Annotated in this window: 15 protein-coding genes; 14 read left to right on the top strand and 1 reads right to left on the bottom strand. The window is 74.9% G+C overall.

The features are described from left to right. The 8 genes from ACR9E3_RS15320 to ACR9E3_RS15285 all read left to right on the top strand — a co-directional run bounded on the left by ACR9E3_RS15320 (position 1) and on the right by ACR9E3_RS15285 (position 5,245). The gene (locus ACR9E3_RS15320; RefSeq protein ID WP_460381152.1) at positions 1–297 is read left to right on the top strand and encodes a DUF503 domain-containing protein; all 297 of its coding nucleotides are present in this window, start codon (positions 1–3) and stop codon (positions 295–297) included. Between the two features lie 31 nt (positions 298–328). Beyond that, positions 329–862 carry a 30S ribosome-binding factor RbfA gene (gene rbfA / locus ACR9E3_RS15315; RefSeq protein WP_460381151.1) on the top strand — a complete coding sequence of 178 codons (534 nt, stop codon included), beginning with the start codon at positions 329–331 and terminating at the stop codon, positions 860–862. Between the two features lie 76 nt (positions 863–938). Continuing rightward, on the top strand, positions 939–1,955 hold the full coding sequence (locus ACR9E3_RS15310) for a DHH family phosphoesterase (RefSeq protein ID WP_285649528.1): 1,017 nt from the start codon (positions 939–941) through the stop codon (positions 1,953–1,955). Between the two features lie 43 nt (positions 1,956–1,998). Continuing rightward, complete coding sequence (locus ACR9E3_RS15305; protein ID WP_460381284.1) at positions 1,999–3,339, top strand: MATE family efflux transporter; 1,341 nt, start codon at positions 1,999–2,001, stop codon at positions 3,337–3,339. A 65-nt stretch (positions 3,340–3,404) separates the two neighbouring features. After that, complete coding sequence (locus ACR9E3_RS15300; RefSeq protein ID WP_460381150.1) at positions 3,405–3,725, top strand: DUF4288 domain-containing protein; 321 nt, start codon at positions 3,405–3,407, stop codon at positions 3,723–3,725. After that, complete coding sequence (locus tag ACR9E3_RS15295) at positions 3,722–3,907, top strand: hypothetical protein (RefSeq protein ID WP_460381149.1); 186 nt, start codon at positions 3,722–3,724, stop codon at positions 3,905–3,907. The genes ACR9E3_RS15300 and ACR9E3_RS15295 overlap by 4 nt, the downstream gene beginning before the upstream one ends. A 67-nt stretch (positions 3,908–3,974) precedes the next feature. Then, a complete protein-coding gene (locus tag ACR9E3_RS15290) occupies positions 3,975–4,514 on the top strand; it encodes a GrpB family protein (protein WP_460381148.1) in 540 nt (179 codons plus the stop codon). Positions 4,515–4,549: 35 nt separating this feature from the next. Further along, positions 4,550–5,245, top strand: coding sequence for a hypothetical protein (locus ACR9E3_RS15285; RefSeq protein ID WP_460381147.1), 696 nt, complete (start codon positions 4,550–4,552; stop codon positions 5,243–5,245). A 1-nt stretch (position 5,246) separates the two neighbouring features. On the opposite strand, the gene ACR9E3_RS15280 is transcribed toward ACR9E3_RS15285, so the two are convergent. After that, on the bottom strand, positions 5,247–6,512 hold the full coding sequence (locus tag ACR9E3_RS15280; RefSeq protein ID WP_460381146.1) for a geranylgeranyl reductase family protein: 1,266 nt from the start codon (positions 6,510–6,512) through the stop codon (positions 5,247–5,249). A gap of 64 nt (positions 6,513–6,576) precedes the next feature. On the opposite strand from ACR9E3_RS15280, the gene truB reads away from it, so the two are divergent. From truB to ACR9E3_RS15250, 6 genes are all read left to right on the top strand, one after another. Then, complete coding sequence (truB, locus tag ACR9E3_RS15275) at positions 6,577–7,524, top strand: tRNA pseudouridine(55) synthase TruB (protein WP_460381145.1); 948 nt, start codon at positions 6,577–6,579, stop codon at positions 7,522–7,524. A gap of 274 nt (positions 7,525–7,798) precedes the next feature. Then, a complete protein-coding gene (locus tag ACR9E3_RS15270; protein ID WP_460381144.1) occupies positions 7,799–8,743 on the top strand; it encodes a bifunctional riboflavin kinase/FAD synthetase in 945 nt (314 codons plus the stop codon). Between the two features lie 88 nt (positions 8,744–8,831). Then, a complete protein-coding gene (locus tag ACR9E3_RS15265; protein ID WP_460381143.1) occupies positions 8,832–9,293 on the top strand; it encodes a helix-turn-helix domain-containing protein in 462 nt (153 codons plus the stop codon). 225 nt (positions 9,294–9,518) lie between these two features. Then, complete coding sequence (gene rpsO / locus ACR9E3_RS15260) at positions 9,519–9,788, top strand: 30S ribosomal protein S15 (protein WP_285649546.1); 270 nt, start codon at positions 9,519–9,521, stop codon at positions 9,786–9,788. A gap of 261 nt (positions 9,789–10,049) precedes the next feature. Further along, positions 10,050–12,377: a polyribonucleotide nucleotidyltransferase gene (locus ACR9E3_RS15255; protein WP_460381142.1), complete on the top strand. Its 2,328-nt coding sequence runs from the start codon at positions 10,050–10,052 to the stop codon at positions 12,375–12,377. Continuing rightward, positions 12,377–13,756 (top strand): M16 family metallopeptidase, encoded by a 1,380-nt coding sequence (locus tag ACR9E3_RS15250; protein WP_460381141.1) that lies wholly within the window; start codon positions 12,377–12,379, stop codon positions 13,754–13,756. The genes ACR9E3_RS15255 and ACR9E3_RS15250 overlap by 1 nt, the downstream gene beginning before the upstream one ends. Positions 13,757–13,777: the final 21 nt, after the last annotated feature.

The raw sequence follows: 13,777 nt of genomic DNA, 5'->3' as shown, positions 1-13,777 counted from the left end.
ATGTACGTCGGCGCCCTCGAGCTCGACCTGCTGCTCGGTGACGTCGGGTCCATCAAGGAGAAGCGCTCCGTGGTGCGACCCGTCGTCGCCGAGCTGAAGCGGAAGTACGCGGTGTCGGTCGCCGAGGCTGGTCACCTCGACCTGCACCGCCGCGCCCTCATCGGGGTCGCGGCGGTGGCGGCCGACCCCGAGCACGTCACCGACGTGCTCGACCACTGCGAGCGCCTGGTGGCCGCCCACCCCGAGTTCCAGGTGCTCTCCGCGCGGACCCGCTGGCTGGGTCCGCACGACGACTGACACCCCTGTTTCACGAGAAGGAGTGCCCGCCATGGCCGACGCGCCACGGGCCCGCAGGCTCGCCAAGCGGATCTCCCAGATCGTCGCCTCGACGCTCGAGCACGAGGTCAAGGACCCGCGCCTGGCGATGGTGACGATCACCGACACCCGGGTGACCGCCGACCTGCGCGAGGCGACGGTCTACTACACCGTCTACGGCGGCGAGGCCGAGCAGGCCGGGTCCGCCGCCGCCCTGGCCAGCGCCCGGGGCGTGCTGCGCACCGCCGTCGGCCGCCAGACCGGTGTGCGGTTCACGCCGTCGCTCGCGTTCGTCCCGGACGCGGTGCCCGAGGGCGCCGCGCGGCTCGACGAGCTGCTCGAGGGCGTCCGGCAGGCGGACGCGGAGGTGGCCACCCTCGCCGTCGGCGCCTCCTACGCGGGCGAGGCCGACCCGTACCGCAAGCCGCGCGAGGACGACGACCTCGATGATCCGGAGGATCTCGACGACGTCCCGGTCGGCGACGAGCACGACGGTCCGGAGCCGGGATCCGCCGCGGACCGTGACGGGGTGCGGTCGACGGGCTGACGGCGACTCCGTACGGTCACCGTCGAGACGTCGACGCTCTCCCTCGGGGCGCGGACACGAGGGGAGCGCAGCAGCCATGGTGGCGGCGGAACCGAGACGCGGCGAGACGGGCAGCCGTCCCATCCCGCTCGAGGACGCGGTCGGCCTCCTGACCGACGCCCGCCAGGTGGTGCTGCTCGCGCACGTCAACCCCGACGCGGACGCGCTCGGCAGCGCGCTGGCCCTCGGGCTCGCGCTGCACCGCCGCGGCGCGCACGTCCAGGTGTCGTTCGGGGCGCCCGAGCACCCGGCGGAGTCGCTGCGCGACCTCGACGTCGCCGGGCTCGTCGTGCCCCACCACCGGGTCGTGCACGTCCCCGAGCTGCTCGTGGTGCTCGACACCGGCAGCGTCGACCGTCTCGGCCCGCTCGCCGACCGGGCGGACACCGCGGGGACGACGCTGGTGATCGACCACCACATCTCGAACTCGGGCTTCGGCACCTACTACTACGTCGACCCGCGCGCCGAGGCCACCGCGGTGATGGTGCTGCACCTGCTCGACGCCATCGGCGCGCCCGTCGACCTCCCGACCGCCCGCTGCCTCTACGCCGGGCTGGTCACCGACACCCGCAACTTCCGGGCCGCGTCGCCGGACACCCACGCCATGGCCGCGCGCCTGCTCGTCGCCGGCGTCGACGCCGAGGCCGTCACCCGGCCCCTGCTCGACACGCACCCGTTCTCGTGGCTGTCGATGCTCTCGGCGGTGCTGGCCACCGCGCGTCTGGAGGTCGGCGAGGCGCGCGGGCTGGGGCTCGTGCACGCGCTGGTGACCCGCGACCACACCTCGACCGGGCGCCAGGAGGAGATCGAGAGCGTCATCGACGTGCTGCGCACGACCGCCGAGGCGGAGGTGGCGGTCGTCCTCAAGCAGGTGGGCGCGCACCGGTGGACCGCCAACATGCGGTCCAAGGGCCGCCTCGACGTCGCCGCGGCGGCGTCCGCGCTCGGCGGCGGCGGCCACCGCGTGGCGTCCGGGTTCACGCTCGACGGCGACGCCCCCGCGATCCTCGACCGCGTCCGCCGCGCCCTCGCCGACGCGCCGCTGCTGGGGTGAGCGCGCGTCGGCGGTGGGCCCCCGCAGACACTGAGTGCCCGTGATGCCACACGCTCGCTCGCGGGACGTGGCGCGCCCGGACGACGAGCCCGGCGCCCGGCGTGTCCTCGCGCTCGCCTCGTCGGCGCTCGTGGTCCTCGTCGCCGAGCCGCTCTACCTGCTCGTCGACACCGCGGTCGTCGGCCACCTCGGCGCCATCCCGCTGGCGGGACTCGCGGTCGGCGGCATCGTGCTGGCGCAGGTCGCGAGCCTCGGGACGTTCCTCGCCTACGGCACGACGGCCCGCGCGGCCCGCCACCACGGCGCCGGCGACCGGGCGGCCGCCGTGCGCGAGGGCGTGGCCGCCACGTGGATCGCCCTCGGCGTCGGCGTGCTGGTGGTGGTCGGGGGCTGGACGCTCGCCCCGTGGCTGGGCGACGTGCTCGGCGGCGGGGGAGCGGTGGCCGCCGCGGCGACGTCGTGGCTGCGGATCGCGGTGTTCGGCGCGCCCGGCATCCTCGTGGCCCTCGCCGGGCACGGCTGGATGCGCGGGGTGCAGGACACCCGACGGCCGATCGTCATCGTGCTCGCGGGCAACGGGTTCTCCGCGGTGCTGTGCCCGTTGCTCGTGTACGGGGTCGGGCCCCTCCCGCGCCTGGGCCTCGAGGGTTCGGCCTGGGCCAACGTCGTCGCGCAGGCGACGGTGGGCGTGCTGTTCGTGGGGGCGCTGGCCCGCGAGCGGGTGTCCCTGCGGCCCGTCGTCGCCGACGTGCGCGCGCAGTTCGGACTGGGGCGCGACCTGCTCCTGCGCAGCGCCGCGTTCCAGGCGTGCTTCCTCTCGGCGACGGCCGTCGCGGCCCGCTTCGGCGCCCCGTCCGTCGCGGCGCACCAGATCGTGCTGCAGCTGTGGATGTTCATGGTCACCGTGCTGGACGCCCTGGCCATCGCGGCGCAGTCGCTGGTCGGCGCGGCCCTGGGCGCGGCGTCGGTGGCGACGGCCCGGGGCGTGGCCGGGCGCGTGACGCGCTACGGCCTCGTGCTGGGGTGCCTGGCGGGTGTGGTGTTCGCGGCGACCGCCGGGGTCCTGCCCGGGGTGTTCACGCCGGACCCGGCCGTCCGCGACGTCGTCCCGGAGGCGTGGTGGTTCTTCGTCGCGCTCCAGCCCGTGGCCGCGTACGTGTTCGCGCTCGACGGCGTGCTCCTCGGCGCCGGCGACGCCGCGTACCTCCGGCGCATCACCGTGGGGTCGGCGCTCGGCGCGTTCCTCCCGACGATCTGGCTGTCGCTCGTCCTCGGGTGGGGCCTGCTCGGCATCTGGGCCGGCCTGGCGCTGTTCATCCTCGCGCGGGCGGTGGCCGTCGGCGTGCGGGTGCGCAGCGACGCCTGGGCCGTCACGGGGACGTGAGTTCGGGGTCGCCCTGAGGGGAAACCCTGACGACGCGCCGCGCGGCAGCTGTGATCGTCGATCGCGTGACCGCAACGGAGCCGTGGGTGGCCATCCTGGTGTTCCGCGCGACGAGCGACGCGCCGGACTTCCAGGCCGTGTACCGCGAGGACGTCGCCGTGTTCCCCGCCGCGAGCGAGGCCGAGGCCCGCGCGGCGGCCCTCACGCACGCCCGGAGCCGGGAGACGAGCGTCGTGAACCCGCTCGGCGAGACCGTGGTGACCACGCTCGTGCGCCTGGTCGACGTCGCGCCCGTGCCCGGCGGCGGCGAGCTCTACCGCCGCCACTTCCGCGACCTCGAGGCCTACCGCCGCTTCGAGCCGCTGATGGCGAGCACGTCGTGGTGACCGAGCCGGAGCTCTGGGAGCTGCGCATCGGCGTCATCGCCACGGCCGCCGAGGCCGACGAGCTCATGGACCGCATCGCCGGTGTCCTGGACGTCGGTGCGGGGCCCTGGTCGCTCGCGCAGATCCCGGGCCGGCACCTCGACGACGACGCGCGCGCCGTGCACGAGTCGCTGCGGGACTGACGTCTCCGCTGTTCGAGGGCGGCCCGGCGGCGGCCCGGCGGCGGCTCGAGCGGGCAAGGTGGGCCGCGTGGACGAGGACCTGCCGGCATGGGCGACGGAGACGGTCCGGCTCGTCGAGCACGACCCGGCGTGGGCGGATCTCGCGCAACAGTTCGCCTCGGAGGTGGCGGCGCTCTTCGACGGATGGCTGGCGAGCCGGATCGAGCACGTCGGGTCGACGTCGGTCCCCGGGCTGCGCGCCAAGCCGATCGTCGACCTCCAGGCCGTCGCCGACGACCCGGCGTCCGCGGTGGTCGCGGTCGGGAGCGCTGCGGACGCGGCAGGGTGGAAGCTCGTGCCGCGGGACCTCGACCGCCGGCCGTGGCGCTGGTTCCTCGTGCGGGTGGACGCGACGGAACGGACGCGACTGGCGCACCTGCACCTCATGCCGCCGGCACGGGACCGGTGGGCGGAGCAGCTCGCCTTCCGCGACCGCCTGCGGGCCGACGACGGCCTGCGGGCCGAGTACGCCGCGGTCAAGGACCGTGCGGTCGCCGACCACCCCGACGACCGCGAGGCCTACGGCGACGCGAAGGCGGCCTTCGTCCGCAGGGTGATCGACACGTAGGAGGCGTTGTCGGGGGTCGGTGGTGCCATGGCTCCATGACCTCCATCGCCGGGGACGAGCAGGTGGCCGACTGGCTCGACGACGTGCTGGTGCGGTTGCGCGCGTCGGGGCTCGCCGATCTGCTCGAGCGCACCGTCGCCCGCGTCTGGGAGCACAACGTCGACCGGTACGACCCCGCGGTCGCGGGCGACACGGCGATGTCGCTGGGCATCACGGCGGCGGAGAACATCCGCACGCTGCTGCTCCGCGAGGACGCCCGGACGTGGGCGGCACGCGACGTCGTCATCGCGCTCGAGGAACACGCGCTGGTCCTGCACGTCGAGTCGCTCGAGGTCCTGGTGATGAAGTTCCCCGGGAGCTGGGACGCCACGCGCTGGGAGGTCGCGAGCGACGTGCGGCGCCGAGCCGCGCAGGACAACGCCGCGAGCTACGAGCCCGACCTCGACCACCAGCCGGGCCAGACGTGGCTGCTCGGGGTGGGCGACGACGACCCGGCGGAGCTCCGCCACCTCGTGCTGGCCTGGACCGGCGATCCGCTCACGGCCACGACCTCGGGCTGGCTCGCCGTGCCCTACGCGGGTCCGCCGGGGACGACGCCGTGGCTCGCGGTCACGCCGGTCTGGCGTCACGGGCTCGAGGACGTCCCGCGCCCGCGCGAACCGGTCGTGGCGATCCCCCGGGCGCGACCGCCGTCAGAGCCGGACCGGGCGAGCTGGCGAGCCTGTGGCTGAGTCAGCTCGCGGCCACGGGGGCGCGCAGGTCGGCGGCGGGGAAGGGCGGGCGCTCGTCGGCGCGCAGCGAGGCGCGGCCGGCCACCCGCCAGGCGCGGGCCACGAGGTCGGCGTCCTCGTCGGTCACCAGGTTGCCCATCACCCGCAGGGCCACCGTCATCAGCGCGCGCGAGCGCATGCCCACAGGGCCGGCGATCGGCAGCAGCCGGGGCATTGTGAGGAGCTTCGCGAGACGGCGCGCGATCGAGAACGCCGAGCCGTAGTGGGCCCGCAGCGTCGCCGGCCAGGCGAGCGAGAGGTCGTCCTCGCCCAGCAGGCCCGCGACGGTCCGCCCGCTCTCCAGGCCGTAGTCGATGCCCTCGCCGTTGAGCGGGTTGACGAGCCCGGCGGCGTCGCCCACGAGCGCCCAGTTGCGGCCCGCCACGCCCGACACCGCGCCGCCCATCGGCAGCAGGGCGGAGGCGACGTCGCGCACCTCGCCGTCGAGGCGCCAGTCGTCGCGGCGCTGCTGCGCGTAGTGCGCGATCAGCGAGCGCAGCCGCACGTTGGCGGGCCGGGCCTCCGTCGCGAGGGTCCCGACGCCGATGTTGACGTGCCCGTCGTGCAGCGGGAACACCCAGCCGTACCCCGAGAGCACCTCGTCGTCGGCGCCCCGCAGCTCCAGGTGCGACGAGATCCACTCGTCGTCGTGCCGGCCCGAGCGGACGTAGCCACGGGCGGCGACGCCGTAGGCGGTGTCGCGGTGCCACTCGCGCCCGAGCACGCGACCCAGCGTCGAGCGCGCCCCGTCGGCCACGACCAGGCGGCGGCAGGAGATCGTCGCCGGACCGTCGGGTCCGTCGAACACCACACCGGAGACCCCGTCGCCGTTGCGCTCGACGTCGACCGCGCGGGCGCCCTCCACCGGCTGCGCGCCCCGCTCGAGCGCCGCGGTCCTGATGCGGTCGTCGAGCTCCGTGCGCGCGACGGCCCCGCCGTGGGCGGGGAGCGACCCGCCCGGCCACGGCAGCTCCAGCAGCTGGCCGAAGCCCGCGGCGCGCAGGCCCCGGTTCGTGCCCCGCCCGCGGACCCACTCGCCGAGGCCGAGGTGGGTCAGCTCGGCGATGGCGCGCGGGGTCAGCCCGTCCCCGCACGCCTTGTCGCGCGGGAACACCGCGGCGTCGGCGAGGACGACGTCGTGGCCGGCGTCGGCGGCCCAGGCCGCGGCGGCCGAGCCGGCGGGGCCGGCGCCCACGACGAGGACGTCGGTGCGCGTCGGGGTGGTCACGTCCCCAGCATGCCTGGCGGGACGGTGACGGGCCGGGTGGCGGTGGCAGGCATCATGGGCGGCCGTGTCCGGTCGTGGTCGAGGTGCTCCCGGTGCTCGCCGCGAACGGCGCGAGCCCCCGCCGCCGGGGCTGCTGGTGGTCGACAAGCCCGCCGGGTGGACGTCGCACGACGTGGTCGGGCGCTCCCGCCGCCTCGTCGGCACCCGCAAGGTCGGGCACGCGGGCACGCTCGACCCGATGGCCACCGGGGTGCTCGTGCTCGGGGTGGAGCGGGCGACGAAGCTGCTCGGCCACCTCGCGCTCGACACCAAGAGCTACCTGGCCACGATCCGCCTCGGCCTCGCGACCGGCACCGACGACGCCGAGGGCGAGCCCGTCGGCGCGCCGGCGGACGCGAGCGGGCTCACCGAGGAGGCGATCGCCGAGGGCATCGCGGCGCTGACCGGCGAGATCGCGCAGGTCCCGAGCAGCGTCTCGGCGATCAAGGTCGACGGCCGCCGCGCCTACGAGCGCGCCCGGGCGGGGGAGGACGTGCAGCTCGAGGCCCGCCCGGTGACGGTCGACCGGTTCGACGTGCTCGCCGCCCGGACCGACGGGCCGTTCCGCGACCTCGACGTCCTCGTCGACTGCTCGTCGGGCACCTACGTCCGGGCGCTGGCCCGCGACCTCGGCGCCGCGCTGGGCGTCGGCGGGCACCTCACCGCGCTGCGGCGCACCCGGGTCGGGCCGTTCACGCTGGCCCACGCCCGCACGATCGAGACCCTGGCCGGCGAGGAGTCCGAGCACGGCCGCGCGTCGCTCTCGCTCGACCTCGACGCGGCCGTCGCCACCGCTTTCCCGCGTCGTGACGCCGACGCCGACGAGGCCGCCGGTCTCGCCCACGGGCGTCCGCTGCCCGCCGGCGGCTGCGCCGGCACGATCGGTGTGTTCGGGCCCGACGGGCACGTCGTCGGTCTCGTCGCCGACGACCGCGGCGCGGCGCGCCCGGTGCTCGTCCTCGCCCCGGCGTGAGGTGCTCTGTCCGGCGGCGTGAGTCACGTGGCTGGACGTCCGGACGCCTCGGGGCAGGCCGCAGCGGGCGCCACGATGCTTCGGAAACCGAAGTACGTGCGGCCTCCTCGCGTCGCCCTGCGACGTACGGGTCCGGGCGCGGTGCGGCGTGCGGAGGCCTGGCGACCCGGCGACGGGCCCCCGCGACACTCCTCGTGTGGCGATCACGACGGCCGGGTGACGGCGCCCCCTCCGACACGGCGTGAGAGCGGGCACCGCCCGTAGGCTCCGCGCCGTGCAACGCTGGCGGGGACTCGACGGGGTGCCGTCGGGCTGGGGTCGGTGCGTCGTGACGATCGGCGTGTTCGACGGCGTGCACCGCGGCCATCAGCAGCTCATCGCGCGGGCCGTGGAGCACGGGAAGGTGCTGGGCCTGCCCGTCGTGCTGATCACCTTCGACCCGCACCCGGCCTCGGTGCTGCGCCCCGGCACCCACCCGCCGCGGCTGACGTCGCTGACCCGCCGCGCGGAGCTCGTCGCCGAGCTCGGGATCGACGCCTTCTGGGTGCTGCCCTTCACCCCCGACCTGGCCCGCGTCGCGCCCGACGAGTTCGTGCACACGCTGCTCGTCGACCGCCTGCACGCGGCGATGGTGGTCGTCGGGCGCAACTTCACGTTCGGCTACCGCGCCGCCGGTGACGTCGCCGAGCTCGAGCGGCTGGGCGAGCGGTTCGGGTTCGCCGCCGAGGGCGTCGACCTCGTCGCCGAACCCTCCTCGCCCGCCGGCTCGTCGGTGACCTTCTCCTCGACCTACATCCGCGCCAGCATCGCGGCGGGCGACGTCCGCGCCGCGGCCGAGGCGCTCGGCCGGCCCCACCGCCTCGAGGGGGTGGTGGTGCGCGGCGACCAGCGAGGGCGCGAGCTGGGCTACCCGACCGCCAACCTCGAGCTCGGCGAGCACGACGCGATCCCCGCCGACGGGGTGTACGCCTGCTGGTTCCACCACCGGGGGAGCCGGCGCCCCGCGGCGACGTCGGTCGGCACCAACCCGACGTTCTCCGGTCGCGTGCGCACCGTCGAGGCGTTCGTGCTCGACACCGAGGAGGACCTCTACGGCGCCCGGGTCGCCGTCGACTTCGTCGAGCGCCTGCGGGGGATGGACCGCTTCGACTCGATCGAGGAGCTCATCGCCGCCATGGACGGCGACGTCGCCCGCACCCGCGAGGTGCTCGAGATCTAGGGCCGATCCTCCCGAACGGCCACCACCGCCGCGACGCCGGTGCCACCATCGCCGCGGGCGGGGGTTCCGGGCGGACGGGAGGGCGGCGGTGGGTGACGGCCCGCGGGACTCCGACGCCGTGCGGCGCAACCGCGAGCTGCAGCGCCGCTTCTACGGCGAGCCGCTCGGTGACCGCCTGCGCCGGCTCCTCGGCGCCCTCGACATCTCCCAGGCGGTGCTCGCCGAGACGCTGGGGCTGAGCTCGGCGATGCTCTCGCAGCTGATCAGCGCGCGGCGGGTCAAGATCGGGACCCCGGCGGTGCTGGGCCGCCTCGTGCTGCTCGAGCAGCGGATCCTCGCCGGCGACGGGCCGACGGACGTCGGCCGCCTGCTCGCCGAGGTCCGGGCGAGCCAGCCCCGCTCCGGGCCGCCCGCGCCCCGGTCGGCGGACTCCTACGAGCTCCTGCGCACCGTGGCCGACCCCGACGAGCTGGCGCGGGCCGCCGACACGCTCGACGGCGGGTTCCCGTCGCTGGCGGGGCTGCTGCGCCGCGCCGCTGACCAGGGCTGACACCCCGGACGGCCCGCCCGAGGCGCCCGCTCGTGCACCGGTACACTGGTCCTTGATTCGTCCGGCTGCGGTCCGTGGTGGCCGGACGACGGGTGGACCCGGGCAGGAGAGAACGAGAGCCCGACCCCCGCGAGCGTGCGTCGCCCGCCACCACCGACTTCCGGGTCGCGGTGGGTGCCGCCCGATCTCACGGCACCGACGAAGCAGACGAGGAGCACCACCCCCGTGGCACTGACCACCGAGCAGAAGAAGGCGACCCTCGCCGAGTACGGCGTGCACGAGTCCGACACCGGGTCGCCCGAGGCGCAGGTCGCGCTGCTGACGCAGCGCATCGTGCGGCTCACCGAACACCTCAAGATGCACAAGCACGACCACCACTCCCGCCGCGGGCTCCTGCTGCTGGTGGGCCGTCGTCGTCGCCTGCTCAAGTACGTCGCCTCCGTCGACGTGGCCCGCTACCGCTCGCTGATCGAGCGGCTGGGGCTGCGTCGCTGACCCAGCTGACGAGGCACCCCTGAACCCCGCGCACGCCCCGCGCCGGTCGGCACAGACGCCGGTCGGCGCGGCGGCGTGCGCACCCACATCCGGCCCCACCGCCGCCGCCCGCGCACCCGGGACGCCCGCGCGCCGGCCGGTCCTCGGTAGTGGCCTCCGGACGTCGACACGTCCGTGGGCTTCGATCGAAGACCGCTCGTCGCCAGCGTCGCCGGGGGAGCCGTCGGCGCGCCGCGGGAGGGGCCTCGAGGAGGAACCCTCATGACCGAGACAGACTCGGGAGTCCACGAGACCACCGCGGTCCTGGACAACGGTGCCTACGGCACCCGCACCGTCCGCTTCGAGACGGGCCGGTTGGCCCGCCAGGCGGCCGGCGCCGTCGTCGCCTACCTCGACGACGACACGATGCTCCTCTCCGCCACGACGGCGTCGAAGCGGCCGAAGGACAACTTCGACTTCTTCCCGCTCACCGTGGACGTCGAGGAGCGCATGTACGCCGCGGGCCGCATCCCCGGCTCGTTCTTCCGCCGTGAGGGCCGCCCGTCGACCGACGCGATCCTCACCTGCCGGCTCATCGACCGGCCCCTGCGCCCGACCTTCACCGGCGGGCTGCGCAACGAGGTCCAGGTCGTCATCACGGTCCAGAGCCTGGACCCGAAGGACCCCTACGACGTCCTCGCGATCAACGCCGCGTCGGCGTCCACGCAGATCTCGGGCCTGCCGTTCGACGGCCCGATCGGCGCGACCCGCGTCGCGCTGATCAACGGGCAGTGGGTCGCGTTCCCGACCTGGGAGCAGCTCGAGAGCGCCGTCTTCGACATGGTGATCGCCGGCTCGGTGACCGCCGACGGCTCCGACGTCGCGATCGCGATGGTCGAGGCCGAGGCCACCGACCACGCGTGGAAGCTCATCGGCGAGGGCGCCCAGGCGCCCACCGAGGACATCGTCGCGCAGGGCATGGAGGCGGCGAAGCCGTTCATCCGCACCCTCTGCGAGGCGCAGAAGGAGCTCTACGCCGCCACCGGCGTCACGACGAAGGACTACCCGACCTTCCCGGCGTACCAGGACGACGTGTACGCGGCGGTCGAGTCCGCGGTCGGCAACGACCTCGACGAGACCTTCACGATCACCGGCAAGCAGGACCGCGACAACGCCCAGGACGCGATCAAGGATCGTCTGGTCTCCGAGCTCGGCGAGAAGTTCGAGGGCCGCGAGAAGGAGATCGGCGAGGCGTTCCGCTCGCTGACCAAGAAGACGGTCCGCCAGCGCATCCTGCGCGACGGCTTCCGCATCGACGGCCGCGGCACCACGGACATCCGTCCGCTGGCCGCCGAGGTCGAGGTGATCCCGCGGGCCCACGGCTCGGCGCTGTTCGAGCGCGGCGAGACCCAGATCCTGGGCGTCACCACGCTGAACATGCTGCGCATGGAGCAGTCGATCGACTCCCTCACGCCGGAGACGACGAAGCGCTACATGCACCACTACAACTTCCCGCCGTTCTCCACCGGCGAGACCGGCCGCGTCGGCTCGCCCAAGCGCCGCGAGATCGGCCACGGCGCGCTCGCCGAGCGGGCGCTCGTGCCGGTGCTGCCGACGCGCGAGGAGTTCCCCTACGCGATCCGCCAGGTCTCCGAGGCGCTGGGCTCCAACGGCTCGACGTCGATGGGTTCGGTCTGCGCGTCCACGATGTCGCTGCTCAACGCCGGCGTGCCGCTCAAGGCGCCGGTCGCGGGCATCGCGATGGGCCTCGTGTCGGGCGAGGTCGAGGGCAAGGAGACCTTCGTCGCGCTCACCGACATCCTCGGTGCCGAGGATGCGTTCGGTGACATGGACTTCAAGGTCGCCGGCACGAAGGACTTCGTGACGGCCCTGCAGCTCGACACCAAGCTCGACGGCATCCCGTCCGAGGTCCTGGGCAAGGCGCTGACGCAGGCGCGCGGCGCCCGCCTCGCGATCCTCGACGTCATGGCCGAGGCCATCGACGCGCCCGACGAGATGAGCGAGTACGCGCCGCGCATCACCACGGTGAAGGTGCCGGTCGACAAGATCGGCGAGGTCATCGGCCCGAAGGGCAAGATGATCAACTCGATCACCGAGGAGACCGGCGCCGACATCTCCATCGAGGACGACGGCACGATCTACGTCGGTGCCGCCGACGGGCCGAGCGCCCAGGCCGCGATCGACCGGATCAACGCCATCGCCAACCCCCAGCTGCCGAAGATCGGCGAGCGCTTCCTGGGCACGGTGGTCAAGACCGCCGCGTTCGGCGCGTTCGTCTCGCTGCTGCCGGGCCGCGACGGCCTGGTGCACATCTCGAAGCTGGGCGGCGGCAAGCGCATCGGCAAGGTCGAGGACGTCGTCACCGTGGGCGACAAGCTGCGCGTCGAGATCACCGACATCGACAACCGCGGCAAGATCAGCCTGATCCCGGTCAAGGAGGAGGACGCCGCCGCCGGCAACGGTGACGGCTCCGGTGCCGACTCCGACGCCCCGGCCGACGGCGCCGAGTCCACCCCGGCCGCCCCGACCGGTGCCGCCGCCACCTCCGGCGCCGTCACCGGTGCCATCGGGGGCGCGTCGCAGGAGTGATGGGAGACGTAGCGCAGCGGAGCTCGACCCTGGGCACGGCACTCTCCAGCACGGGTCACGCGGAGACGCAGCACCCGGCCCCCGGCGTGGCACGCACCGTGCTGCCCGGGGGCCTGCGGGTGGTCACCGAGCACGTCGCCGGCGCGCGGTCGGCCTCGGTCGGCCTGTGGGTCGAGGTCGGCTCGCGCGACGAGCCGGCCCTCGGCGCGGGCACGCACGGCGCCGCGCACTACCTCGAGCACCTGTTGTTCAAGGGCACGCGGCGCCGCTCGGCGCGGGCGATCGCCGAGGAGATCGACGCCGTCGGCGGCGACCTCAACGCGTTCACCGGCAAGGAGCACACGTGCTTCTACGCGCACGTGCTCGACCGCGACATGCCGCTCGCGGTCGACGTGCTCGGTGACGTCGTCCTCGACGCCGTCATGGCCGGCGCGGACGTCGAGCTCGAGCGTGACGTGGTGCTCTCCGAGATCGCCGGGCGCGACGAGGACCCCGAGGACCTGCTCGCCGACGACTTCGACGCCCTGCTGTTCGGGGCGCACCCGCTCGGCCTGCCGGTGATCGGCACCGAGGAGACGGTGCGCGGGATGACCCGCGACCGGCTCGCGGACTTCCACGACCGGCACTACGTCCCGTCGCGGTCGGTGCTCGCCGTCGCGGGCAACGTGGCGCACGACGAGGTGCTCGACGCGGTCGCGGCCGCCTACGGCGCGCGGCTCGAGGGCTCCCCGGAGTCCTGGCACCGGCAGGCGGGCGACCTGCCCGCCGGGCCGACCGAGCGCCTCGCCGTCCGCGACGAGGACACCGAGCAGGCGCACCTCATGCTCGGCGTGCCCTCGTTGCGGCGCGCCGACGAACGCTGGCCCGCGCTCCAGGTGCTTGCGACCGTGCTCGGCGGGGGCATGAGCTCGCGGCTGTTCCAGCAGGTCCGCGAGCAGCGCGGGCTCGCGTACTCCGTCTACTCCGCGACCACGGGCTACACCGACACCGGCACGCTCGCGGTCTACCTCGGGTGCGCGCCCGAGCGTCTCGGCGCGGCCGCGACGGTCGTGCGCGACGAGATCGGGGACCTCGCCGCCCACGGCATCACCGACGCCGAGCTCGCCCGCGCCCGCGGCCAGCTGCGCGGCGAGCTCGTGCTCGGCCTCGAGGAGAGCTCGGCGCGCATGACCCGCCTCGGGCGCCGCGAGCTCGACCACGGTGGCCTGGACCGCGCCACCGACCTCGCCGGCACCCTCGAGCGCATCGACGCCGTGGGTGCCGCCGAGGTCGCCGCGCTGGCGTCCGAGCTGCTCACCGGCCCGCGCGTCGCGGCGGTCGTCGGCCCCTACGGTGACGTCGACGAGCTGCCGGACGAGGTGCGGGAGATGATCTCTTGACGAAGGTCGGGGTGCTGGGCG

Source organism: Actinomycetospora sp. C-140 (assembly GCF_054796175.1).
The sequence above is the reverse complement of the archived record's forward strand: the minus strand, read 5'-3'. Positions and strand labels throughout refer to the sequence as shown.

Coding starts and splice junctions, on each gene's coding strand:
- ACR9E3_RS15320 (WP_460381152.1), top strand. CDS start 1: ATGTACGTCGGCGCCCTCGAGCTCGACCTGCTGCTCGGTGACGTCGGG.
- rbfA (WP_460381151.1), top strand. CDS start 329: ATGGCCGACGCGCCACGGGCCCGCAGGCTCGCCAAGCGGATCTCCCAG.
- ACR9E3_RS15310 (WP_285649528.1), top strand. CDS start 939: ATGGTGGCGGCGGAACCGAGACGCGGCGAGACGGGCAGCCGTCCCATC.
- ACR9E3_RS15305 (WP_460381284.1), top strand. CDS start 1,999: ATGCCACACGCTCGCTCGCGGGACGTGGCGCGCCCGGACGACGAGCCC.
- ACR9E3_RS15285 (WP_460381147.1), top strand. CDS start 4,550: ATGACCTCCATCGCCGGGGACGAGCAGGTGGCCGACTGGCTCGACGAC.
- ACR9E3_RS15255 (WP_460381142.1), top strand. CDS start 10,050: ATGACCGAGACAGACTCGGGAGTCCACGAGACCACCGCGGTCCTGGAC.
- ACR9E3_RS15250 (WP_460381141.1), top strand. CDS start 12,377: ATGGGAGACGTAGCGCAGCGGAGCTCGACCCTGGGCACGGCACTCTCC.